Below are 23155 nucleotides of genomic sequence, written 5' to 3'. Positions count from 1 at the left end.
ATGGTTAGCATTTCCAAACTATTCAAATTTTTCTAACAAAACTACTGGCCTACTCCGCGTTCGCTCGCCACTACTAACGGAATCTCAATTGATTTCTTTTCCTCTGGTTACTTAGATGTTTCAGTTCTCCAGGTTGTCTCTTTAAACCTATGTATTCAGTTTAAAGTACCACATAAAGTGGTGGGTTTCCCCATTCGGAAATTTTCGGATCAAAGCTTACATACAGCTCCCCGAAACTTATCGCAGTATATCACGTCCTTCATCGGCTTTCAGTGCCAAGGCATCCACTACACGCCCTTAAACGCTTGATTTATGCACAGAAAAAAATTCTTTTAACAGAAAATTTATCTATGTTGTGATCAAATTTTTATTTTGAACATTAAATAATAACTTTTAATGTTCGGATATAGATATTGATATAAATTATTTTTATTTACAGTTTTAATAACTAAATGTTTCCTGGTGGAGGATACAGGGATCGAACCTGCTACCTCCTGAATGCAAATCAGGCGCTCTCCCAGATGAGCTAATCCCCCATTTAGGTTTTTGGTGGGCCGAGAAAGACTTCGAACTTTCGACCCCACCCTTATCAAGGGTGTGCTCTAACCAACTGAGCTACCGGCCCTACAAGAAGGAAACATTACTTTAAGAAGAGAAATGAGGACGGTCAACATTACCGATGTATATTATTTAGAGTGAAATTTTACTTTCACTCATCCTTAGAAAGGAGGTAATCCAGCCGCAGGTTCCCCTACGGCTACCTTGTTACGACTTCACCCCAGTCGCTGACTATACCGTGGTCAAGGGTTTAAAACCTTGCCTTAAGGTAGAACCAACTCCCATGGTGTGACGGGCGGTGTGTACAAGACCCGGGAACGCATTCACCGTGGCACGCTGATCCACGATTACTAGTAATTCCAGCTTCATGCACTCGAGTTGCAGAGTGCAATCCGAACTGAGGCATCTTTTCGGGATTTGCTTAACGTTGCCGTTTTGCTTCCTGTTGTAGATGCCATTGTAGCACGTGTGTAGCCCAACACGTAAGGGCCATGAGGACTTGACGTCATCCCCACCTTCCTCCAGCTTATCACTGGCAGTTCTTTCAGAGTGCCCAACTTAATGATGGCAACTAAAAGTGAGGGTTGCGCTCGTTGCGGGACTTAACCCAACATCTCACGACACGAGCTGACGACAGCCATGCAGCACCTGTGTTTCGTCCGGCCGAACCGAAAACTCTAATCTCTTAGAGTCGCGACGAACATGTCAAGTGTTGGTAAGGTTCTGCGCGTATCTTCGAATTAAACCACATGCTCCACTACTTGTGCGGGTCCCCGTCAATTCATTTGAGTTTTAACCTTGCGGTCGTACTCCCCAGGCGGTGTGTTTATCGGTTTCCCTGCGACACTGAAAATAAATTTCCAACGTCTAACACACATCGTTTACGGCATGGACTACGAGGGTATCTAATCCTCTTCGCTACCCATGCTTTCGTTCCTCAGTGTCAGTAATGATCCAGAAAGCTGCCTTCGCAATTGGTATTCTTTCTAATATCTACGAATTTCACCTCTACACTAGAAATTCTGCTTTCCTCTATCATACTCTAGCTGAAAAGTTTTGATGGCAGTTCCAGAGTTAAGCTCTGGGATTTCACCACCAACTTTTTCAACCACCTACGAACTCTTTAAGCCCAGTAATTCCGAACTACGCTAGGTCCCTTCGTATTACCGCGGCTGCTGGCACGAAGTTAGCCGGACCTTCTTATTCGGGTACAGTCATTTTCTTCCCCGACGAAAGAGCTTTACAACCCAAAGGCCTTCTTCACTCACGCGGCATCGCTGCATCAGAGTTTCCTCCATTGTGCAAGATTCCCCACTGCTGCCTCCCGTAGGAGTTTGGGCCGTGTCTCAGTCCCAATGTGGCTGATCATCCTCTCAAATCAGCTATTGATCATAGTCTTGGTAGGCCATTACCCTACCAACAAACTAATCAAGTGCGGGCTCATCCAATGGTGCATAAAGCTTTCTCCGTAAAGACTTATCCGGTATTAGCACAAGTTTCCTCGTGTTATTCCAGGCCAAAGGGTAGATACCCACATGTTACTCACCCGTCTGCCACTAAGTATTGCTACTTCGTTCGACTTGCATGTGTTAGGCGTGCCGCCAGCGTACGTTCTGAGCCATGATCAAACTCTCAAGTTAAAAAACGGCGCACACTAGCTTCATATATAAATTGTAAGAATACAATCCATACGATTTTGAAGTGTGTACGACAAATTTTGGTAACCTTAACCGTCCACACTTCTCTTCTTAAATTTTTACTTTTTAAATAGCTAATTGGTTCTAAAACGCCCAATAATCCTCACTAATCTATTGAGTAAACAATAATTTTACTGAGAAAGTGTGCTGCTTATAAGCTAAAATAAAAGTAAATCAAGCATTTAGCATTTAAATAAATGTTCAAATATACCAATAAACATAAGGTTTTTTTTGATTTTTAGTCATTACTAAATTAATAATTCAAAATTAAAGATGATATTTAGTTCAAATAAAATAATAAAAATAATAAAAAAAAATATTGGGATTACTTTTCTTTTCTTATTATTGTTAATTACGATTTCAAGCACCAATATCTATAACAAAAAAAAAGTATTAATAAATGAAAATTACAAAAATTTAATAAATAATATTTATTTCCAAAAAAGTATTAACCAAATTTTTGACAATCTAGTTCCAAGATATAAAAATATTGATCATAAAATTTCTAGTGGTGAAACGTTTGATAAAATTTTAAATAATTATTCAATACCACATAAAGAAATTAATCAGATCAAAAAAAAATTAAATTCAGATTATGATATAAATAATCTTAAACCAAATCTTGAAATAAAAATTACTATTGATCAATCAAATAATAAAAAAATTACTTCTTTTTTATTTCCAGTCTCTAGAACAGAAAAGATTCGATTAACAAGAAATCTAGATAGTAATTTTTTTGAAAAAAAAATAATTATTACAAATTTAAATAAAAAAATTATTTTTAAGGAAGGGAAAATTACACAAAGTTTATATAAAACAGCTATTGATTTAAAAGTTCAACCAAACGTGATTATTGAGTTTGCAAGAATTTATGGATTTCAAGTAGATTTTCAAAGAGATATTAGAAAAAATGATAATTTTCAAATCATGTACGAAGTATTTGAAGATGATGATAGCAAAGTATTTGAAACAGGTAATATAATTTTTGCAAATCTAAAACTAAGTGGAAAAAACAATGCATTATATTATTTTGAAAAAAAAGGAAGTGAAGGACACTATGATGAAGGTGGTAAGAGCGTTGAAAAAGCATTGATGAAAACTCCTATTAATGGTGCAAGACTTTCATCTGCTTTTGGAATGAGAAAACATCCTATAGATGGTTTTAATAAGATGCATAAAGGAACTGACTTTGCTGCACCAATGGGTACTCCCATTATGGCATCTGGAAGTGGACTTATAACGAGAGCAAGATGGTGTGGTGGTGGTGGAAATTGTATTAAAATAAAACATAATTCAACTTATGAAACTATTTATGCCCATATGAAAAATTTTGCTAGAGGAATAAAAGAGGGAATAAGAATAAAACAGGGCCAGATAATTGGTTATGTCGGGTCGACTGGAAAATCTACAGGTCCACATCTACATTATGAAGTGGTTGTAAATGGAAAAAAAGTTAACTCTCAAAGATTAAAGTTACCTTCCGGCAAAACTCTTAAAGGAAAAGAAAGAGAAATATTTGAGGTAGAAAAAATTAAATTAGATGTTTTAAAATCAGAATTAATTATTGGATAAAATTAACTAGCAGCAACTTTCTTTTCAACTACTTTTTTATCTATACTTTTTGCAACTTTTTTAACTTCAGGTTTAAGCACTTCTTGTTTGACCGTTTCAGCTTCAGTTTTAACAGCTTCAGTTTTAACAGCTTCTTCAACTTTTTTTTCTGAATCCACTGGCTTAATAGTTACAGTTGCAGATGAATTTACTCTAGCTATTCTAAGGCTTTCTTGCTCATTTTGAACTCTTGTAAAATGATCCGCATGTTGAAAATAATTTTCAGATAAAATTTTATCTTCATTAGCTAAAGCTTCTCTCGCTAAATCATTGTATTTTTCAATAAGTTTTACGGCATTATGATTATTTCTACCTGGAACTTTTCTTTGAAAATTATCATTGTTAGAGAATTTTGACCCTTCATTGTTACTTCTAAATGGAGGTCTTCTATTATTATTGCTTCTAAATGGAGGTCTTCTATTGTTATTACTATTATTGCTTCTAAATGTTACCATAATATTTTTTTCAATTTAAATTTTAGTGCTGATTATACAGCGGTCATTATTTCCATAATCTTTTATGGCTTTGTTAACGTAAAAACCTTCTTCTTTTAATATTTTTATAACTTTATTTTTTTGATTAAAACCTATCTCTAAAATAAATTTACCATTTTTCTTAATCAGAATGCTTGCCTTATTGATTACTTTCCTGATTTTTGAAAAACCATCAAACCCACCACTTAAAGCTAACTTTGGCTCAAAATTAACTACATCTTTTTCCAAATATTTTAAACTTAACTGTTTAATATATGGAGGGTTTGAAACAATTATATCATATTTGCCATTATTAAAATTGTCAACACTTGAGTGAAAAAACTTTACTCGATTAGTTAAGTTTAGTTGTTTTGTGTTAAATTTGCTTACATTTATACTTTTTTTAGAAATATCTATTCCAGTTCCATAAAAATTAGATCTCTCTTTTAGTATGGATAAAAGAATGCATCCAGATCCAGTTCCAATATCGAGAACTTGTAATTGAACATTTTTTGAATAAATCTTTAAAACTTGTTCTATTATAAGTTCACTATCAGGTCTTGGAATTAGCACATCTTTATTAACAAAAAATTCATCTTTCCAAAACTCTTTTTTATTTATTAAGTAAGCTATTGGTTCACCTTTTTTTCTTCTTTCAATTAAAGTTTTAAATTTTTGTAATTGTTCTGAGTTCAAAATTTCTTTAGGATTTAAAATAATATGTTTTTTATCTCTTTTAATCGAGTTAGATAATAATATCTCACTATCAAGTTGAGGATTGGCTATCTTATTTTTTTGCAGGATATTTATTCCTTCATTCAGAATATTTTCTATATTCATTTTAGTTAAGGTTGCTCAATTTTTCTTCTTGTGCTTGCAGCGTTAAGCTTTCTACCATTTCATCAAAGGCTTCACCTTCTAAAAAAGCTTCAAGCTTATGTAAGGTTAGATTAATACGATGGTCTGTTACTCTTCCTTGTGGAAAATTGTATGTTCTAATTCTTTCAGAGCGGTCTCCTGTTCCTATTTTACTTTTTCTATCTTCTGATCTTTCACCTTCTATTCTTGATCTTTCTAATTCATAAAGTCTTGATCTTAAAATTAACATCCCTTTTGCTTTATTTTTGTGTTGTGATTTTTGATCTTGTTGAGATACAGATAGGCCTGTCGGAATATGAGTAATTCTCACAGCACTATCTGTTGTATTAACAGATTGTCCACCTGGGCCACCAGCTCTAAACACATCAATTCTTAAGTCTGAATCATTTATCTTTATATCAACCTCTTCTGCTTCCGGCAGTACGGCCACTGTTGCAGCAGAAGTATGAACTCTTCCCTGAGTTTCTGTATCCGGAACCCTCTGAACACGATGAACTCCACTTTCATACTTTAATGTTGAATAAATATTTTTTCCTCTAATTGATGCGATAACTTCTTTCAGCCCCCCCGCTTCACTCTGGGACATGCTTATTAATTCTAATTCCCATTTTTTTTGATGACTAACTTTTTCATACATCTTAAAAAGATCTGCAGCAAATAAACTGGCCTCTAATCCTCCCGTACCTGCTCTAATTTCTATAATTGCATTTTTTTTATCTGCTTCATCTTTTGGTAATAAAAATAGTTTTAATTTTTTTTCTATGGATTCGTTTTCTAATTTTAAATCTTTTAATTCTACTTCAGCCATTTCTTTAAATTCATTATCACTACTAGAATCACTTAATATTTTCTCTAGATCTTTTTTTTCTCCCTCGTAAGAAAAATATTTTCTAGCATCAACAATTACATCATTTAAATCTGAGTATTCTTTTGATTTTTCAGCAAAAAGTTTTTTATCCACTTCACCTGATGATAATTCTTTCTCCAAAATAGAATGCTTAGATATTAAATCTTCAATAGTTTTTAGAGGTATCATTGTATTTATAATTTTTTATCAAGTTCAGCAGCTTTTTTTTCAACTTCACTTACAACTCTTGATATTATGTCTTCTGATAAAACTTTTTCACTTTGAATGCCAGATAAATAAAGCATATTGTTACCCTTACCACCTCCGGTTATTCCTATATCTGTCATTGCTGCTTCTCCAGGTCCATTAACCACACAGCCAATAATTGATAATGTTAAAGGTGTTTTGATGTGAGCTAGTTTATCTTCTAATGTTTTTACTGTATCAATTACTTGGAATGCTTGTCTTGCACATGATGGACAAGATATAATTTTTACACCTCTATTTCTTAAGTTAAGTGACTTTAATATTTCATTACCGATTTTAATTTCTTTAACAGGATCGTCAGACAAAGAAATTCTTATAGTATCACCTATTCCATCCATTAAAAGTGAGCCAAGACCTATTGATGACTTAACACTGCCCGATACAAAACCTCCGGCTTCTGTGATTCCTACATGCAGTGGATAATCTGTAACTTTTGATAGTTGACGATACGCAGCAATAGATAAAAAAATATCTGAAGATTTTACACTTATCTTAAAATTAAAAAAATCTTGATCTTCTAAAATCTTAATATTCCTCTGTGCACTTTCAACTAAAGCTTCTGGACATGGTTCCTTATATTTTTCTAAAATATCTTTTTCAAGAGAGCCAGCGTTAACACCTATTCTAATAGAGCAATCATTATTTTTAGCAGCACTAAGCACATCATGTATTTTTAATTTATCCCCTATATTGCCTGGATTAATTCTTAAACATTTTGCTCCATTTTCAGCCGCTTCTATCGCTCTTTTATAATGAAAATGAATATCAGCAATTATTGGGACAGATACATGTTTTGTAATCTCCTTAAGAGCTAATGAAGACTCTTCATCTGGGCACGAAACCCTAACCAGATCAGCACCCTCTTCATGAATATCATTAATTTGTTTTATTGTGGCCTTAATATCAGTTGTTAAAGTGTTGGTCATAGATTGAACAGAAATAGGATTATCTCCACCTATTTTTACATCACCAACATTTATAATTTTTGTTTTTTTTCTATGAATGTCTCTAAATGGTCTTAAGCTCATAAGTTAATCTAACTTAAATTCTTTGTGAAGCACTGCTACTGCTTTTTTTATCTGTTTATTTGAAATTAAAACTGAAATTTTAATTTCAGAAGTTGAAATAACCATGATGTTAATCTTTTTTGAGGCCAATGCTTGGAACATTCTATAGGTAATTCCTGGTGTTGTAATCATACCAACACCAATAATAGATACTTTCGAAACATTATTATCATAAGTAAATTTTCTAAATGAAATTTTTTTATTTTGTTTAATTATTTTTTCTGTTTTTTTTAAATCCTCAGATTTAATTGTAAAAGTTAAGTCTGTTTCTTTTCCATTTAAAGAAATGTTTTGAACTACCATATCAACATTAATTTGATTAAGTGATAATGGTTTAAAAACAGCAGCTGCTACTCCTGGTCTATCCTTAACACCCACAATCGTAACTTTAGAATCATTTTTTGTAGAAGTAATTCCAGTTATTATTTGATTACTAAAGGTTTTTTTTGCACCAGTTATTAATGTGCCCTTCTTTTTTTGAAATGAAGATTTAACTGAAAAATTAATATTATTTAGTTTTGCATCTTGTACAGAAGTAGGCTGCATAACCTTAGCACCTAGCGATGCCATCTCTAACATTTCATCGTAGGAAATTTTATGAATTTTTTTAGCTTTCGAATGATTTCTTGGATCAGTAGTATAAACGCCATCTACATCAGTGTAGATATCGCACACATCAGTATTAAAAAATTTTGCCAACATTATCGCCGATGCATCAGTTCCACCTCTTCCTAGTGTTGTAATCCTATTTTCTAAATTAATACCTTGAAAACCAGTTATGATAGGTATTCCACCAGATTTCATGAAACTAAGTATTTTTCCTTTATTGATTTTGCTAATTCTTGAAGAGCTATAGGGTCCTTCTGTAATAATTGGTAGCTGCCATGACATCCATGATCTAGCTTTAAAACCAAGGTGTTTTAATCTACCGGCAATTAACGCACAAGTTGCTTGCTCTCCTGTTGCTAATAAAACATCATATTCTGCTGCATCAAAGCTATTACTTAATTCTTTTGTTTTTTTTATTAATTTGTTAGTTGTACCACTCATCGCAGATGAAACTACAATAACTCCCATTTTCTTCTTTTTATAAGAGGAAATAATTTTTGCTACGTTCTTTATTCTATCTATGCTTCCAACAGAAGTTCCACCGAACTTTAATACAACAGTTTTCATTGATAATTTTGTAATTTATAATTGATAAAATACATCTTAATTGTTATGTCCACAAGTGATCTATTATGAATTCAATAAATAAAAAAGAAATTGAGAAATTTTCCAAAATTGCTGAAGAATGGTGGGATCCTAATGGTAAATTCAAACCATTACATAATTTTAATCCAATAAGAATTAGATATATAAAAGAAAATATTATCAAGGATTTTAAGATTAGATCGTCTGATAAACCCCTAAAAAATATTAAATTACTAGATATTGGTTGTGGTGGAGGGTTATTATCTGAGCCAATGTACAGACTAGGAGCAAATGTTGTTGGTATTGATGCATCAAAGAAAAATATTGAAGTTGCAAAATTTCATGCAAAAAAAAATAACCTTAAAATTAATTATAAAGTTGCATCTCCAGAGATGTTAAAAAATAAAACAAGATTTGATGTAATTTTAAACATGGAAATAGTTGAACATGTTAATGATATAGATTTTTTCATTAAAGAAAGTTCAAAATTATTGAAGAAAAATGGAATAATGTTTATTGCAACCCTTAACAAAACATTAAAATCTTATGTATTCGCAATAGTAGGTGCTGAATATATTTTAAAATGGTTGCCAATTGGAACACATGATTGGGAAAAATTTGTTAAACCTAGTGAGCTAATACGCATAAGCAAAAAAAACAATCTATCTCTTAAAAAATTAGATGGAATGAATTTTAATATATTAGATAATAGCTGGAAAATAACAGGTGATACTTCTGTTAATTATATTACAAAATTTATAAAAAATTAATTCGTAGTATTTTTTATCCAAGGTAGTATTTCTGTTTTTATACCCTCTTCATTTAACTCGGTAAGTTTTTTTTTTGATGCGGTACCATAAATACCTTTGGCTCTTTTTTTATTCTTATAATGTAGAGACCTTGCCTCATAGGCAAAATTTTCTCCAACATATTCAAAATTTTTTTTTATAAATTCTTGATATTTAGAAATTGTTTTTTTTATTTCTCTATATTTTTCACCAGATGAATTGATATCTCTCAAATTGTTTTTTGACGTGCTTACACTAGGAGACATCAAAGCTTTCCCAACATTTAAGGAATTACAAAAATGACAATTTAAGAATTTTTTCTTTTTAAGTTTTTCATATTCTTTAGACGATGAAAACCAACTATCAAAAGTAGTTTCACAATCTTTACATATGAGCTTGTATTTGATCATGAGTTATAGTTAATAATTAATAAAGTTAATTCAATATCAAATTAGCTTCTATAATCAGCGTTAATCTCAATATATTTTTTTGTTAAATCCATTGTGTAGGCAGTAAAGTTTTTTGAGCCCATATTTAAGTTTACTGAAATATCTATTAATTTGTCTTTCATATAATTGGCTACTTCATTTTCTTTGTAATTTTTAAAAATTTGTCCTTTTTCTATAATTTTTATACCACCAAAGCTTATTGATAACTTTTTTAAATCTATTTTCACTCCAGATTTACCTATAGCCATTACTATCCTACCCCAATTTGGATCTTCTCCAGCAATGGCTGTTTTAACAAGATTTGAATTCGCAATAGAAAAAGCTATTACTCTTGCTTCTTTCTCATTTTTTGACTTAGCTATATTGATTGTAATAAATTTAGTAGCTCCCTCACCATCTTTAACTACTCTTTTTGATAAATTTAATAGTACCGAATGCAAAGCTTTATCAAAACTAAATATCTTTTTATCATTAATATTATTAATGATTGGATTTTTTACTTTTCCTGTTGAAAAAATAGAAACCATATCATTTGTACTAGTGTCGCCATCGCAAGTAATTGCATTGAAGGTTGTATTGATATTTTTTTTTAATAGTTTGCTTAAAATATCGTTTGAAAGATCTGCATCTGTAAAAACATAACCCAATGTTGTTGCCATGTTTGGGAAAATCATTCCTGACCCTTTAGCAATTCCATAAATCTTAACATTTTTATTTCCTATTTGGCATTCCTCCATGGCAATTTTTGGCTGCAGATCTGTTGTCATTATACCTAATGCAGCTTTCATCCAGATAAATTTATTTTGCGTATATTTAATTTTTTTGATTAACCCTGGAATATTTCTTTTAATTTTTTCAGTTGGATATTTTTCTCCTATTGTCCCCGTGCATCCAAAAAGAATTTCATTTGATGATATCTTTTTTGGAGAGTCCTCATCTTCAGTTTGTTTTTTTGTTAACTGTAATGCTGTTTCTTCTGCTATTTCTTTTAAACCCTTGTACCCATCTAGTCCCGTAAATGCGTTGGCATTTCTAGTGTTAACAATTAGAGAGCTTATTTTTTTACTTTTTATATTTAAGTTCCATTTAATATTCTCTGAAACTATTTTTGATTGTGTATAAACGGAGGCATAGTTTGCTCCATCTCTAAAATAAAACATGACCAAGTCATCTCTAGGTTTATTGTATAAATTTGCACAAATAGTGGATATTGAAACTCCATCCAAATGTTCTAAATCTTGAAAGTCACTATTTTTTGACTTTAAATTTAGAGAGTTTATAAAGTTTTTAACGTTTATTGGCATGTATTTAAAATATTTATTTAATACTTATATTAAAAGTTATAATTAATTATATACCAGAAAATTAGATGCTTAATCCCTTAAATTTTATCAAAAAGTTCATTAAATCTAGCAATCAAAAAGAGCTCGATAGAATTAACAAAATAGTTGTAAAGGTTAACTCCTTGGAGGCTACTGTTAAAAACCTTCGTGATGATGACTTTCCTAAAAAAACTACAGAATTGAAAGATAGACTCAATAACGGTGAAAATCTAGATGCCCTATTGCCTGAGGCTTTTGCACTTGTAAGAGAGGCTTCTAAGAGAACAAGAAATGAGAGACATCATGATGTTCAAATACTTGGAGGCGTTGTGCTTCATGAGGGGAAAATTGCAGAGATGAGAACTGGTGAAGGTAAAACTTTAACAATAAGTCTTGCTGCCTACTTAAATGCCTTGTCAGAAAAAGGTGTGCATATAGTTACTGTAAATGACTATCTTGCAAAAAGAGATTCACAGGAAATGGGGGAGATATATAAATTTTTAGGATTAACTTTTGGTTTTATAAATAATGACCAGGATGATCTTGAAAGAAAAAAAAATTACAATTTTGACATTACATATGCAACTAATAGTGAACTAGGTTTTGATTATCTTAAAGATAATATGAAATTTTCAAAAGAACAAATGGTTCAAAGAGAGCACGTTTATGCTATTGTTGATGAGATAGATTCTTGTTTAATTGATGAGGCCAGAACTCCACTTGTAATATCGGGAGCAGCTGAAGACAAAACAGAACAATATCTTGCGATTGACAAGTTTATAAAAAGATTATTACCAGAACATTATGAGATCGATGAAAAAGATAAAAATATATTACTTACAAATGAAGGAATAAATAAAGTGGAAAAAATATTTTCGGATGCAGGAATCCTAAAAAATAATAACTTTTATGATCCTGAAAACTTAAGTTTAGTTCACCATGTAAATCAATCTTTAAGGGCTCATCATTTATTTGAAAAAGGAAGAGATTATATTGTTAAAGATGGAGCATTAAAAATTATTGATGAACTTACTGGTAGAATACTAGAAGGAAGAAGATTTGGAGATGGCTTACACCAAGCGCTTGAAGCTAGAGAAAGAATAGATGTTCAGGCTGAAAATCAAACTCTAGCATCAATAACTTATCAAAATTATTTCAAACTCTATAATAAAATTTCAGGATGTACTGGAACTGCAGCAACTGAGTCTGAGGAATTTTATGAAATATATAACTTGCTTGTAGTCATCATTCCTACAAATAAAGAAATGATTAGAAAAGATTGGAATGATCAAATTTTTAGAACTGAAGAAGAAAAAAATAAAGCCATCATTGAAAAAGTTCTCGAGTGTCATAAACAAAGTCAGCCAATATTAGTTTTTACTTCTAGCATCAATAAATCAGAAATTTACTCAAAACTACTAAATGATGAAAAAATTAAACATGTTATTTTAAATGCAAAAAATCATGAAAATGAGGCTGAAATCATTGCAAATGCTGGAAAAATGAATTCAGTTATAATCACAACAAGCATCTCGGGTAGAGGTGTTGATATTCAGTTAGGTGGGAAAAAAGGAAGTCAACCTGATGATGAACTTTTAGAAAATAAAAATAAAATAAAATCACTTGGTGGACTATTTGTTATTGGCACAGAAAGGATGGAGTCCAGAAGAGTTGATAACCAAGCCAGAGGAAGAGCTGGTAGACAGGGCGATGAAGGAAGTTCAATTTTTTATGTTAGTTTAGAAGATGACTTAATGAGAATTTTTGGTTCCGAGTCTATGAATAATATTCTTCAAAAACTAGGTCTAAAAGATGGGGAAAGTATTGATCACCCCTGGATTAATAAGGCACTTGAGAGAGCACAACAGAAAGTTGAGGCCAGAAACTTTGATATAAGAAAAAATTTATTAAAATTTGATGACGTTTTAAATGACCAAAGACATGTAATATTCTCTCAAAGAAATGGCGTAATGAATAGTGAAAAAGTTTTTGATTATTCGGATGAATTCCTATCTGAAATTATTAGTCATTTGATCACTTTAAAAACACAAAAACTATCAACTGCTAAAAATAATGAATTTAACAATCAACTAAAAACTTTACTAGGAAAAAGTGTTGATGATAATGAATTCAAAAGTGTCACAGAATTAAGAGATGAAAAGTTCAAAAATAAAATTAATTCTAAATTTTTAGAAGCAAGAAATGAAAGAATTAAAATGTTGGATGAAGGAAAAGCAAAAGATGTTGAAAAAAGAATTTTTCTTCAGTGCATAGATTTAAACTGGAAGTCACATATTCAATATCTTGAACAACTGAGACAAGTTATTGGCTTAAGATCTTATGGTCAAAGAGATCCATTAGTTGAGTATAAAAAAGAAGCTTTTTTTCTTTTTGAAAACCTATTGAATAAATTAAAAATGGATTTTGTTAAGATTTTAATCAATTTAAATATAGTTCAAGAGCCTACTCAAGAAAAAGAGTCTCCTGAAACAACCAAAATTGATCCAAAATATATTGGGAAAAAAATAAGTAGAAATGAACCCTGTCCATGTGGCTCTGGGAAAAAATATAAAAAATGCTGTGGTGCTTTATAAAGAAAATACTAAATAGCCCAATAAAACTATTAATCCAATTGTAGCTACTAAATTTAACTTAGATCGAAAGAAATTTTTAACAAACATATTAACCTTGTTTTCCTTCATGGTAAGTGTGCTTAAATCATCTAATTGATTTACGAATCCTTTAGATCTTCCAATAGTCAAAAATTTATTTTTTCTATGATTAAAAATTTCTTCTCCACTCATATTAAAAAATTCACTCAAATTTTTTTCAATTGATTTTCTTACGTTATCTAATATTAGGTCTCTATCTCTATGAGCGCCACCAATTGGCTCTGGAATAATTTCATCAATTACTTTTAGTTCTAAGAGGTCTTTTGAAGATAATTTCATGGCTTTTGCTGCCTCTAAAGTTCTTTTGGGATCTCTCCATAAAATAGTGGCACAGCCTTCTGGAGATATTACTGAGTAAATTGAATTTTCTAACATGATTACTTTGTTAGAAGAAGCAAGTGCTATTGCACCTCCTGATCCACCTTCTCCAATAACAATTGCAAGTGTTGGGACATTTAACGACATGCAGCACTCAATTGACCTAGCAATTGCCTCTGCTTGGCCTCTCTCTTCTGCACCTACGCCAGGATATGCTCCGGGTGTATCTATAAAAGAAATTATTGGAATATTAAATTTGTTGGCTAATTTCATTAATCTAATTGTTTTTCTATAACCCTCAGGCCTCATCATTCCAAAATTTCTTTCAATTCTACTTTCAAGGCTATCTCCTTTTTCTTGGCCAATAACTAAAACTGATTTCTCATTAAATTTTGCAAATCCTGCTAATACTGACTTATCTTCTCCATAAAATCTATCTCCCGACAATGGAATAAAATCCTTAAATAAATTATCAATAAAAAATTTTGCTTTAGGTCTATCTTCATGCCTTGCAACTAGAGTGGTTTGCCAAGGATCTAGGTTAGAGTAAATTTCTTGCAGCTTATTATCTATTTCTTTTTGAGACTCAGAAATTTTCTTTGTGTCTACTTCCGAAAGACCATCTTGATCATAAGGGTCTTTAAGTTTGTCTATTTCTATCTCTAGGTTTTTAATATCTGTTTCAAAATTTAAATAATTTTTCATGTGATTGTTTAATTATTAATTAATTAAGAAAAAAGGCAATAAAATGTTTTAAATAATTTATATTTGACATAATTCTATTAAGAGGTAGTCTGAATTAATATCGGGAGAGACTATTCAATAATAGCGCCGAAGGAGCAACCACCCCGGAAACTCTCAGGCAAACGGACCGATAATAAACATAACACTCTGGAAAGAGATTTATCTCGCCGATGGAGCAAAACTCTCAGGCAAAAATACAGATGGGGTAAAATGAGTGCTATGAAAGAACAATATACAAAAATACACAATCTATCAGTTTCTAATAAATTGCTTAACTTCGTTAATGAAGAATTGCTTAAAGATACAAATATTTCTTCAGAGAAATTCTGGGAAGGCTTTGACAGGGTAGTTCATGAATTAGCTCCAAAAAATAAAGACCTATTAGAAGTAAGAGAAGATTTACAAAAAAAAATAGACTATTGGCATATTGCAAATAGGGGCAATGAAATAAACTTAGAGGAATATAAAAAATTTTTAAAAGAAATTGATTATTTAAAAGAAGTAGGTCCTGATTTTAAGATCAAAACAGATAATGTTGATGAAGAAATAACTAGTATTGCTGGACCACAATTAGTTGTTCCTATTATGAATGATAGATATGCATTAAATGCTGCTAATGCTAGATGGATGAGTTTGTATGATAGTTTGTATGGTACTGATGTAATCGAGCAATCTGAGGATAGTGTATCACAAAGATATGATCCTCTAAGAGGAGAAATGGTTATAAAATATGGAAGAAATTTTTTAGAAAGATATTTTCCTTTAGAGAATATAATTATGGGATGGGCAAATATAACTGGCTTTAAAATAGAAGATGGTTCACTTATAATTTGTAAAGATAACCAAGAAACAAAGCTAAAAGATAAAAGTAAATTTATAGGCCACAGAGGTGAAGCTAATAATCCTTCTGCAATAATTTTAAAAAATAATAATCTTCATATAGAAATAATTATAGATCCAAAGGCATTTAGTGCAATACAAGATCCTGCTAAAATTAGTGATATTATTGTTGAAGCAGCAGTTTCAACTATTTGTGACAATGAAGATAGTGTTGCTGCAGTTGATGCTGATGACAAAATAATTTGTTATCGTAATTGGCTTGGACTTATGAAGGGTAATTTAAAATCAATATTTGAAAAAAATGGTAAAACTTATGAACGTAAATTAAATCCTGATAGGAGCTATATTTCTAAAGACGGAAAAGGATTAAAATTACATGGAAGAAGTTTATTGTTAATAAGAAATGTTGGACATCTTATGACTAATTCTGCAATTCTTTTAAAAGATGGTTCTGAAATTCCAGAGGGAATTATGGATGCTTTCATAACTTCAGCAGCATGTCTTCATGATATAAAGAAAAAAAGTAATTCAAGAAGTGGGTCTATATATATTGTTAAACCAAAAATGCATGGTCCAGATGAGACTTCATTTACAGATTTAATTTTTTCTAAAGTTGAAGAAGTTTTAAAATTAGAAAAAAATACTTGTAAAATTGGTATTATGGATGAAGAAAGAAGAACTTCTTCAAACTTAAAAGAGTGCATTAGGACACTTGAAAATAGAGTATTTTTTATTAATACAGGATTCTTAGATAGAACTGGAGATGAAATGCACACTTCAATGGAGGCTGGCCCTATGATTAAAAAAGGAGATATGAAATCTTCTAAATGGATAGGCGCTTATGAAAATAATAATGTTGATATTGGTCTACAATGTGGCCTATCAGGTAAAGCTCAAATTGGTAAAGGAATGTGGGCTATGCCTGATAAAATGACTGAAATGATGAATCAAAAAACTGGTCATTTGATGGCTGGAGCAAATTGTGCTTGGGTTCCCTCACCTACAGCAGCAGCTCTACATGCTTTGCATTATCATGAAATAAATATTTTTGATAAACAAAAAGAAATTCAAAAAAGAGAATCAGCAAAACTTGATGATTTATTAACAGTACCAGTAGCGAATAGACCAAACTGGTCAATGGAAGAAATTAATTCTGAAATTTCAAATTCTGCACAAACCCTTTTAGGGTACGTTGTAAGATGGATAGATCAAGGAGTTGGTTGTTCGAAAGTTCCTGATATTAACAATATAGGATTAATGGAAGATAGAGCAACTTTAAGAATTTCATCGCAACATATTGCTAACTGGATTCATCACGATATTTGTACAAAATCTCAAGTAATGGAAATAATGAAAAAAATGTCAAAGATTGTTGATGATCAAAATAAAACCGATTCTAAATATGAAAAAATGTTTAATAACTTTGATAGTTCTATTGCTTTTAAAACAGCTTGTGATTTGATTTTTAAAGGTAAAGAACAACCTTCTGGTTATACAGAACCATTATTACATCTAAATCGATTATTAAAGAAATCTAGTCAGAATTAGTTTTTATTCCTGTTCTGTTTTTAAAAGCTGAATATAAAGTTCCATCATCAAGACTTTCTATTTCACCACCAACAGGTAGTCCTTGAGCAAGTTTTGTAACCTTAGTATTAGTTTTTTTTAAACTATCCTCTATGTAATAAGCTGTAGTTTGACCTTCAACTGTTGCACTTGTTGCAAGTATAACTTCTTCAATATTTTCTCTTGAAACTCTTTCTACTAATGAATTGATTAAAAGATCCTCTTTTCTCTGACCAGCAGAGGAAATGGTTCCACCAAGAATATGAAAGTAACCTTTATAAATATTCGAGTTTTCAATTGACCATTGATCCGCAATATCTTCAACTACACATATTTTATTATATTTTTCTTTTGAATTTTCACAGTTATTGCAGCCTAAGGAATTAGATTTTAAAGTACCACAAGATTGGCACCTAATAACATTTTTATAAACTTGCGCCAGGGTATTTGCCATTGGCTTTACAAGTTCATCTCTATTATTAATAAGTTTTAAAACAATTCTTTTGGCAGATTTAGGACCTAAGCCAGGTAGTTTAGAAATTAATTTAATTAACTCTTCTATCTCATTAATATTTTGCATATTTTTAAAGTGGCCATTTAAAACCAGGAATACCAAATCCACTTGTTGACTTAGAAATTTCCTCAGATGTCTTAGATTTTAATTCTGATTTTGCATTGTTATGGGCAGCCACTATCAAGTCTTCAATTATAATCTTATTTTCTTTCAATATTTCATCCGAAAGATTAATTTTTATCATTTCATTTTCACCATTTAGAGTAACCTTTACAGAATTTGAACCAGATGTTCCTTCTACTTGAATGTTTTTTATTTTTTCTTGGCTCTCCTTCATTTTAGACTCTAATTCTTTTGCTTTATCTAAAATTTTTGTAAAATCAGTCATTCATTAATCTTCTTTTCTAGGTTTAACGTCAATAAGCTCTGCGTCAGGGAAATTTTTTAAAACATCTTTATAAATTGAAGAGTTTTTTACACTTTCGATCAGTTCTTTTTTTTGATTAATTTCTTCCTCTTTTTTAGATGGCTGCCCTTTGGTTTTACTGAGACTTATAATCCACCTTTCATTAGTCCATTCAAAAAGTTTTGTTGAAAGGTCTTTGATAAAATCTTTGTCTAAATCCTCATTAAATGAAATTTCAATTCTTTTATTTTCAAAACTTACAAGGTTAACGTTTTTTTCTAACTCATATTTTAATTTAATCTCCTTTTTAGAAGAACATGTTTTTAATAGATCATCAAATGAATTTATAAGACTGGGGTTTGTTTTAATGTTATTACTTTCTTTTTCTTTGATATCTTTTTCTTGAACGATATTTTTCATTTGACCTATTGTTTCTGCTTTATCTTTTATTCCAAATATATCTTTGTTTGTTTTATTTTGTGAAAAAGATGTTTGGTTTTCACTTTCAGCTAACGGCCTACTGTCTTTGTTATATTCGTCACTACCTTGTTTAATGCCTTTTAAATGAATTAATCTAATTAAGAACATTTCCATTGATAAATGTTGATTAGAAACAATATCAAGTTCCTCAAGAGTTTTAATAGTAAATTGCCAAAATAATATTAAAGTTTCATCATTAACTTTTTTTGAAAGATCTTTAATTCTATCAAATTCTTCATCATTTAATAAAAAATTATTACCATCTAGATTTAGTGAGTCGATATTTTTAAAATAATACAAGAGTTCTAAAAAATCATTAATAAAAATTTTTGGTTCAACACCCTGGTTATATATTTCTCTATAAGTGTTGAGAACTTCAGTTTCCTTACCTTCAAATATTAATTCAAACAAATCAATTAATTGGGACTTATCAAAATAACCAAATATTTTTTGTGCTGCTGTGAGATTTAATTCTTTATCATTATCTAAAGTAAGTAGAGCCCTATCAAGTAATGATAATGCATCTCTAACTGAACCTTCGGAGATTTTAACAATTAATTTAAGAGCATCATCTGATGCATTACCATTTTCTTTTTCTTTAATTTTCTTGATAAAATCAAACAATTCTAAAGATTTAATTCTAGATAAATCAAATCTTTGACAGCGCGAGACCACTGTAATTGGAATTTTTTTTATTTCTGTTGTTGCAAAGATAAATTTTAAATATTCTGGTGGCTCCTCTAAAGTTTTTAACAATGCATTGAATGCTTGTTTGCTAAGCATGTGCACTTCATCAATTATAAATATCTTATATTTAGCAGTAGTTGGGCCATATCTAGAAAACTCAATAAGGTCTCTTACATCGTCTACTCCTGTTTTACTTGCCGCATCCATTTCCAATACATCAATATGATTTGAATTAGAAATGGCATTACAATTTTCACAAAGTTCTTCTTTACACAAATTATCTATTCCATTTGAGCAATTTAAAGATTTTGCAACAATCCTTGCTGTAGTAGTTTTTCCAATTCCTCTAATTCCAGTAAAAAGATAAGCATTAGGCACTTTATTAGCCTTAATAGAATTAGAAATTGTTTCCACGACAACATCTTGTCCTATAAGATCATCAAATGTCTGAGGTCTGTACTTTAAAGCTAAAACTTTTGTATTTTTATTCATTTTATATAAAGGAGGCTAGAACCTGAATAACTGTCTCTACGACTGCTTCCGTTAAGATCTGGTCGGGTTCAAGCAGTATCCACCTCTAGCCTCCAAAACTATTATAACAGTAATGTTTTCTATTCTACAAGAAAAGTTTCTAAGTTATTTTTCTCTAAACTTATCAGCTTCAAAAACACCTAGTACGTGAAAATCTTGACAATGAAGTCCTAATTCTTCTAAAGATTTTTGCACTTTTAGATTTTCAATATGGCCTTCTAAATCACATAAAAAAAAGTATGACTCGAATGAATTTTGTTCTGGATAACTTTGAAGCTTTGTAAGGTTAATTCCATTTATCGCAAAACCACCTAATGATTGATATAGAGCTGCAGGCTTACTTTTCAATTTAAATAGGAAAGAAGTTATATATTTCTTGTCACCAAAATCAGGCTGTAAAACTTCATTACCCATTACCAAAAACCTTGTGGCATTACCCTCTTCATTCTCAATATTTTTTGAAAGTATTTTTAGATCATAAATTTCTGCACTCAAAGAAGAGGCAATTGCTGCTTCAGTTTTAATTTTAGTTTTTGAAATTGTCTCAGCTGAACCAGCAGTATCAGCACGAATATGCTCAACTAAATTATTTTTTTTAATAAATTTAGAGCATTGTGATAAGCCTTGAGAGTGAGAATAGACATCTTTTATATCACTTAAATTACTATCTGGTTGTCCTAATAAATTATGTTCAATTTTATGAAAATGTTCAGCATAGATATTCAGCCTATATTTGAAAATAAGATATTCGATTCCAATATTTCCTGTAATTCGATTTGATTCTGGAATTACCATTCTTGAATTTTTATCTTGAGATGTTTTTAAAAAACATTCATCAAATGTTTTACATGGAATTACTTCTGCTTTAGGATCTATTTCTAACGCTGCTAGATGTGAATATGCACCAAATGTACCTTGAAAATAAATTTTGCTCATTTTTATGATTTATATTCCATAATTTTTTTTATAGCCAGATAATCTTCTTTTGTATCTACGCCTATAGGAGAAAAATTTGCCAAAGCAACACTGATTTTCAAATTATTATCTAATGCTCTTAGTTGCTCTAATCTATTTTGCTTTTCACTTAATGTTTGATTCAGATTAACAAATTTTTTCAATATACTTGTTTTGTATGAATAGATTCCAATGTGATGATAAATATTTTTATTATTTTTTGAAAAACTATCTCTAGTAAAATTTAATGCTATTGGAAAATTATCTTTTTCTAGTTTTGACTCCGTAATAACCTTAACTACATTTTGATCATTTAACATTTTATCACTTTTAATTTTTGCTGCTAGTGTTCCAATTTCAGAATTGTTATTAATCATGAAGTTATTTAAATTTATAATATCATTTTTGTCGATATTTGGCTCATCTCCTTGTAGGTTTAGTATAAAATCAATGTCCTTAATGTTGAGTTTTTCATAAGCCTCAAAAATTCTATCTGTACCAGTCCTGTGAGTGCTGCCAGTTAAAATGGCTCTGCCTCCATTTTTTTCAACATCATCAAGTATTTCTTTATCTTCTGTTGCTACTACGACTTCACCAATTTTTGCTTCTTCTGCTTTTTTAAAAACATGAGAAATTATTGATAAATTATTAATTTTTAAAAGTGGTTTACCCGGCAATCTGCTTGCTGACATTCTTGATGGAATTAATATTAACGTTTTAGCCATTATAAGTTTACCAATTTGTGCGTCTAACGGACGCAAAATTAAAAATTAAAAATTAAGTATTTTTTTAATTATCATGTTATATCTGGAAAATAATAATAATTATATGGATTCGTTCGAGCTTAATAAAATTATTGCAGCAATTTTAATGGTTGTACTACTTGTAATCGGTTTAGGAAAAATTGCAGATAGTGTCTTTCATGTAAATAAACCAGAAAGCCCTGGGTATAAAGTTGAAGTAGAAGGACAACTAGCCTCTACAACATCTCAAGTTGCTGAAGTTGAAAAAAAAGTAGATATTACAGCTATAATGGCGCTAGGAGATGTTGCTTCTGGTGAGAAAATTTTTAAAAAATGTGCAGCATGCCACTCAATAAATAAAGGTGGAAAAAATAAGATTGGCCCGGCATTATACAACGTTGTTGGTAGAACAGTTGGCGGAGTAGATGATTATAAATACTCTAAAGCTTTAGCTTCATATGGTAAAGAATGGTCATTTGAAGAATTAAATGGATTTTTAAAAAAACCCGCTTCTTATTTAAAGGGAACTAAAATGTCATATGCTGGTTTAAGAAAAGAGAAAGACAGAGCTTCTGTAATTAAATATCTAAATCAAAGCAGTGACAGTCCTAAAGAGCTACCTTAATTTCCCAAAACAATACAATAAAATACTTTTTTGAACATGCACTCTATTCAGGGCCTGTAACCATACTTCAGAATTTTTTCCTAAAAAAACATCTCCTGTAACCTCATCTCCTCTTGGGAGACAGTGTAAAAAAGTTGTGTCATTTTTGGCAAAACTCATCAATTTTGAATTAATTTGGAAGTTTTTAAAATCTTTAATTTTTTTATTTTTATTAACTTTATCATTCAATGAAATCACCTTGTCTGAAAAAATTACATCAACATTTTTAACTGCTTTTTTAGCATCATTAAAAATATTAATTTTTCTTTTATTTTTTTTAACCCAATCTAATACAAATTTTTTAGGCTCATAGTTCTTAGGACAGCCAATGTTTAAGTTGAAAGAAAATTTAACTGAAGCAGCAATCAGGCTATTCAGAACATTATTTGAATCTCCAATCCAACAAATATTTAATTTAGAAATAGATTTTTTTTTAATTTCTTCAACTGTAAAAATATCTGATAGCACTTGAGTTGGATGAGATGATGGGCTTAAACCATTTATTACAGGTATCTTTAAGTATTTACTAAATTCTGCTATTTTTTCATCACTATCAGTTCTCAACATAAAACCATCTCCATAAGTTGATAAGATTTTGGCTGTATCTGCTAGACTTTCTCCACCTTTTCCTAAGTGCAATTCGTTAGCTTTAAGAGTTATAGTTCCTCCACCTAATTGTTTTATTGCAAGATAAAAACTCAATCGCGTTCTCAAACTTGCCTTTTCAAACATTTGAATAAGTAATTTACCTTTTAAAGGTTTATCTTTATCGACTTCTAGAGTGTTATAATTTTTTCTTTTTTGTTTTCTTTTTTTTGCATCAGTGATGATCTTTTTTAAGTCTGCTGAAGACATGTCTTTAAGGTTGATGAAATGTTTCATTT

19 protein-coding genes, 2 tRNA genes, 2 rRNA genes and 1 riboswitch (1 of these 24 cut by a window edge) are annotated in these 23155 nt (G+C 30.5%); of the genes, 5 read left to right on the top strand and 18 right to left on the bottom strand.

Annotated features, from left to right (window positions below):
- The 4 genes from ABXT48_RS00630 to ABXT48_RS00615 form a co-directional block, all read right to left on the bottom strand.
- Positions 1 to 311 (bottom strand): 23S ribosomal RNA (locus tag ABXT48_RS00630) (it extends 2443 nt beyond the left edge of the window).
- A 149-nt stretch (positions 312 to 460) separates the two neighbouring features.
- Positions 461 to 536 (bottom strand) — tRNA-Ala (locus tag ABXT48_RS00625).
- Between the two features lie 11 nt (positions 537 to 547).
- A tRNA-Ile gene (locus ABXT48_RS00620) sits at positions 548 to 625 on the bottom strand.
- Between the two features lie 98 nt (positions 626 to 723).
- Positions 724 to 2198, bottom strand: a 16S ribosomal RNA gene (locus ABXT48_RS00615).
- The 16S and 23S rRNA genes sit together here with 2 tRNA genes alongside, the layout of an rRNA operon.
- A 330-nt stretch (positions 2199 to 2528) precedes the next feature.
- On the opposite strand from ABXT48_RS00615, the gene ABXT48_RS00610 reads away from it, so the two are divergent.
- On the top strand, positions 2529 to 3827 hold the full coding sequence (locus ABXT48_RS00610; RefSeq protein ID WP_415286584.1) for a M23 family metallopeptidase: 1299 nt from the start codon (positions 2529 to 2531) through the stop codon (positions 3825 to 3827).
- Positions 3828 to 3829: 2 nt separating this feature from the next.
- Here ABXT48_RS00610 and ABXT48_RS00605 read toward each other — a convergent pair whose 3' ends face one another.
- The 5 genes from ABXT48_RS00605 to ABXT48_RS00585 are packed head-to-tail and all read right to left on the bottom strand — an operon-like array spanning position 3830 to position 8575.
- Complete coding sequence (locus ABXT48_RS00605) at positions 3830 to 4321, bottom strand: DUF4167 domain-containing protein (RefSeq protein WP_415286583.1); 492 nt, start codon at positions 4319 to 4321, stop codon at positions 3830 to 3832.
- Positions 4322 to 4336: 15 nt separating this feature from the next.
- Positions 4337 to 5179 (bottom strand): peptide chain release factor N(5)-glutamine methyltransferase, encoded by an 843-nt coding sequence (gene prmC, locus ABXT48_RS00600; RefSeq protein ID WP_415286582.1) that lies wholly within the window; start codon positions 5177 to 5179, stop codon positions 4337 to 4339.
- A gap of 1 nt (position 5180) precedes the next feature.
- Positions 5181 to 6254 carry a peptide chain release factor 1 gene (prfA, locus tag ABXT48_RS00595; RefSeq protein ID WP_415286581.1) on the bottom strand — a complete coding sequence of 358 codons (1074 nt, stop codon included), beginning with the start codon at positions 6252 to 6254 and terminating at the stop codon, positions 5181 to 5183.
- 5 nt (positions 6255 to 6259) lie between these two features.
- On the bottom strand, positions 6260 to 7360 hold the full coding sequence (gene ispG, locus ABXT48_RS00590; protein ID WP_415302994.1) for a flavodoxin-dependent (E)-4-hydroxy-3-methylbut-2-enyl-diphosphate synthase: 1101 nt from the start codon (positions 7358 to 7360) through the stop codon (positions 6260 to 6262).
- A 3-nt stretch (positions 7361 to 7363) separates the two neighbouring features.
- Complete coding sequence (locus ABXT48_RS00585) at positions 7364 to 8575, bottom strand: aspartate kinase (RefSeq protein ID WP_415286579.1); 1212 nt, start codon at positions 8573 to 8575, stop codon at positions 7364 to 7366.
- Between the two features lie 65 nt (positions 8576 to 8640).
- Here ABXT48_RS00585 and ubiG point away from each other — a divergent pair, with 65 nt between their 5' ends.
- Positions 8641 to 9363: a bifunctional 2-polyprenyl-6-hydroxyphenol methylase/3-demethylubiquinol 3-O-methyltransferase UbiG gene (gene ubiG, locus ABXT48_RS00580; RefSeq protein ID WP_415286578.1), complete on the top strand. Its 723-nt coding sequence runs from the start codon at positions 8641 to 8643 to the stop codon at positions 9361 to 9363.
- Here ubiG and ABXT48_RS00575 read toward each other — a convergent pair.
- Positions 9360 to 9791 (bottom strand): DUF1178 family protein, encoded by a 432-nt coding sequence (locus ABXT48_RS00575; protein ID WP_415302992.1) that lies wholly within the window; start codon positions 9789 to 9791, stop codon positions 9360 to 9362. The two genes, ubiG and ABXT48_RS00575, sit on opposite strands and share 4 nt — an antisense overlap.
- 41 nt (positions 9792 to 9832) lie before the next feature.
- Entirely contained in the window at positions 9833 to 11134 is a 1302-nt protein-coding gene (argJ, locus tag ABXT48_RS00570; protein ID WP_415286576.1) for a bifunctional glutamate N-acetyltransferase/amino-acid acetyltransferase ArgJ, read from the bottom strand.
- A 65-nt stretch (positions 11135 to 11199) separates the two neighbouring features.
- Between argJ and secA the strand changes: the two genes are divergently transcribed.
- On the top strand, positions 11200 to 13746 hold the full coding sequence (gene secA / locus ABXT48_RS00565; protein ID WP_415286575.1) for a preprotein translocase subunit SecA: 2547 nt from the start codon (positions 11200 to 11202) through the stop codon (positions 13744 to 13746).
- Here the strand turns inward: secA and ABXT48_RS00560 are convergent.
- A complete protein-coding gene (locus ABXT48_RS00560; RefSeq protein ID WP_415286574.1) occupies positions 13741 to 14847 on the bottom strand; it encodes an acetyl-CoA carboxylase carboxyltransferase subunit alpha in 1107 nt (368 codons plus the stop codon). The genes secA and ABXT48_RS00560 overlap by 6 nt on opposite strands.
- Positions 14848 to 14938: 91 nt before the next feature.
- Positions 14939 to 15026, top strand: a riboswitch (glycine riboswitch).
- A 70-nt stretch (positions 15027 to 15096) separates the two neighbouring features.
- Between ABXT48_RS00560 and ABXT48_RS00555 the strand changes: the two genes are divergently transcribed.
- Complete coding sequence (locus ABXT48_RS00555; RefSeq protein ID WP_415286573.1) at positions 15097 to 17274, top strand: malate synthase G; 2178 nt, start codon at positions 15097 to 15099, stop codon at positions 17272 to 17274.
- Here the strand turns inward: ABXT48_RS00555 and recR are convergent.
- The 5 genes from recR to kdsB all read right to left on the bottom strand — a co-directional run bounded on the left by recR (position 17261) and on the right by kdsB (position 21589).
- Positions 17261 to 17872, bottom strand: coding sequence for a recombination mediator RecR (recR, locus tag ABXT48_RS00550; RefSeq protein WP_415286572.1), 612 nt, complete (start codon positions 17870 to 17872; stop codon positions 17261 to 17263). The genes ABXT48_RS00555 and recR overlap by 14 nt on opposite strands.
- 4 nt (positions 17873 to 17876) lie before the next feature.
- Entirely contained in the window at positions 17877 to 18194 is a 318-nt protein-coding gene (locus ABXT48_RS00545) for a YbaB/EbfC family nucleoid-associated protein (RefSeq protein ID WP_415286571.1), read from the bottom strand.
- A 3-nt stretch (positions 18195 to 18197) separates the two neighbouring features.
- The gene (gene dnaX / locus ABXT48_RS00540; RefSeq protein ID WP_415286570.1) at positions 18198 to 19871 is read right to left on the bottom strand and encodes a DNA polymerase III subunit gamma/tau; all 1674 of its coding nucleotides are present in this window, start codon (positions 19869 to 19871) and stop codon (positions 18198 to 18200) included.
- 144 nt (positions 19872 to 20015) lie between these two features.
- Positions 20016 to 20846 carry a prephenate dehydratase domain-containing protein gene (locus ABXT48_RS00535; protein WP_415286569.1) on the bottom strand — a complete coding sequence of 277 codons (831 nt, stop codon included), beginning with the start codon at positions 20844 to 20846 and terminating at the stop codon, positions 20016 to 20018.
- 2 nt (positions 20847 to 20848) lie between these two features.
- A complete protein-coding gene (gene kdsB, locus ABXT48_RS00530; protein WP_415302990.1) occupies positions 20849 to 21589 on the bottom strand; it encodes a 3-deoxy-manno-octulosonate cytidylyltransferase in 741 nt (246 codons plus the stop codon).
- Positions 21590 to 21662: 73 nt separating this feature from the next.
- Here kdsB and ABXT48_RS00525 point away from each other — a divergent pair, with 73 nt between their 5' ends.
- Positions 21663 to 22232, top strand: coding sequence for a c-type cytochrome (locus ABXT48_RS00525; RefSeq protein ID WP_415286567.1), 570 nt, complete (start codon positions 21663 to 21665; stop codon positions 22230 to 22232).
- On the opposite strand, the gene argF is transcribed toward ABXT48_RS00525, so the two are convergent.
- Positions 22224 to 23153 carry an ornithine carbamoyltransferase gene (gene argF / locus ABXT48_RS00520; RefSeq protein ID WP_415286566.1) on the bottom strand — a complete coding sequence of 310 codons (930 nt, stop codon included), beginning with the start codon at positions 23151 to 23153 and terminating at the stop codon, positions 22224 to 22226. The two genes, ABXT48_RS00525 and argF, sit on opposite strands and share 9 nt — an antisense overlap.
- Between the last annotated feature and the right edge of the window lie 2 nt (positions 23154 to 23155).

Source organism: Candidatus Pelagibacter sp. Uisw_101, assembly GCF_047727615.1.
In the GTDB taxonomy this organism is placed as follows: Bacteria; Pseudomonadota; Alphaproteobacteria; order Pelagibacterales; family Pelagibacteraceae; genus Pelagibacter.
The sequence above is the reverse complement of the archived record's forward strand: the minus strand, read 5'-3'. Positions and strand labels throughout refer to the sequence as shown.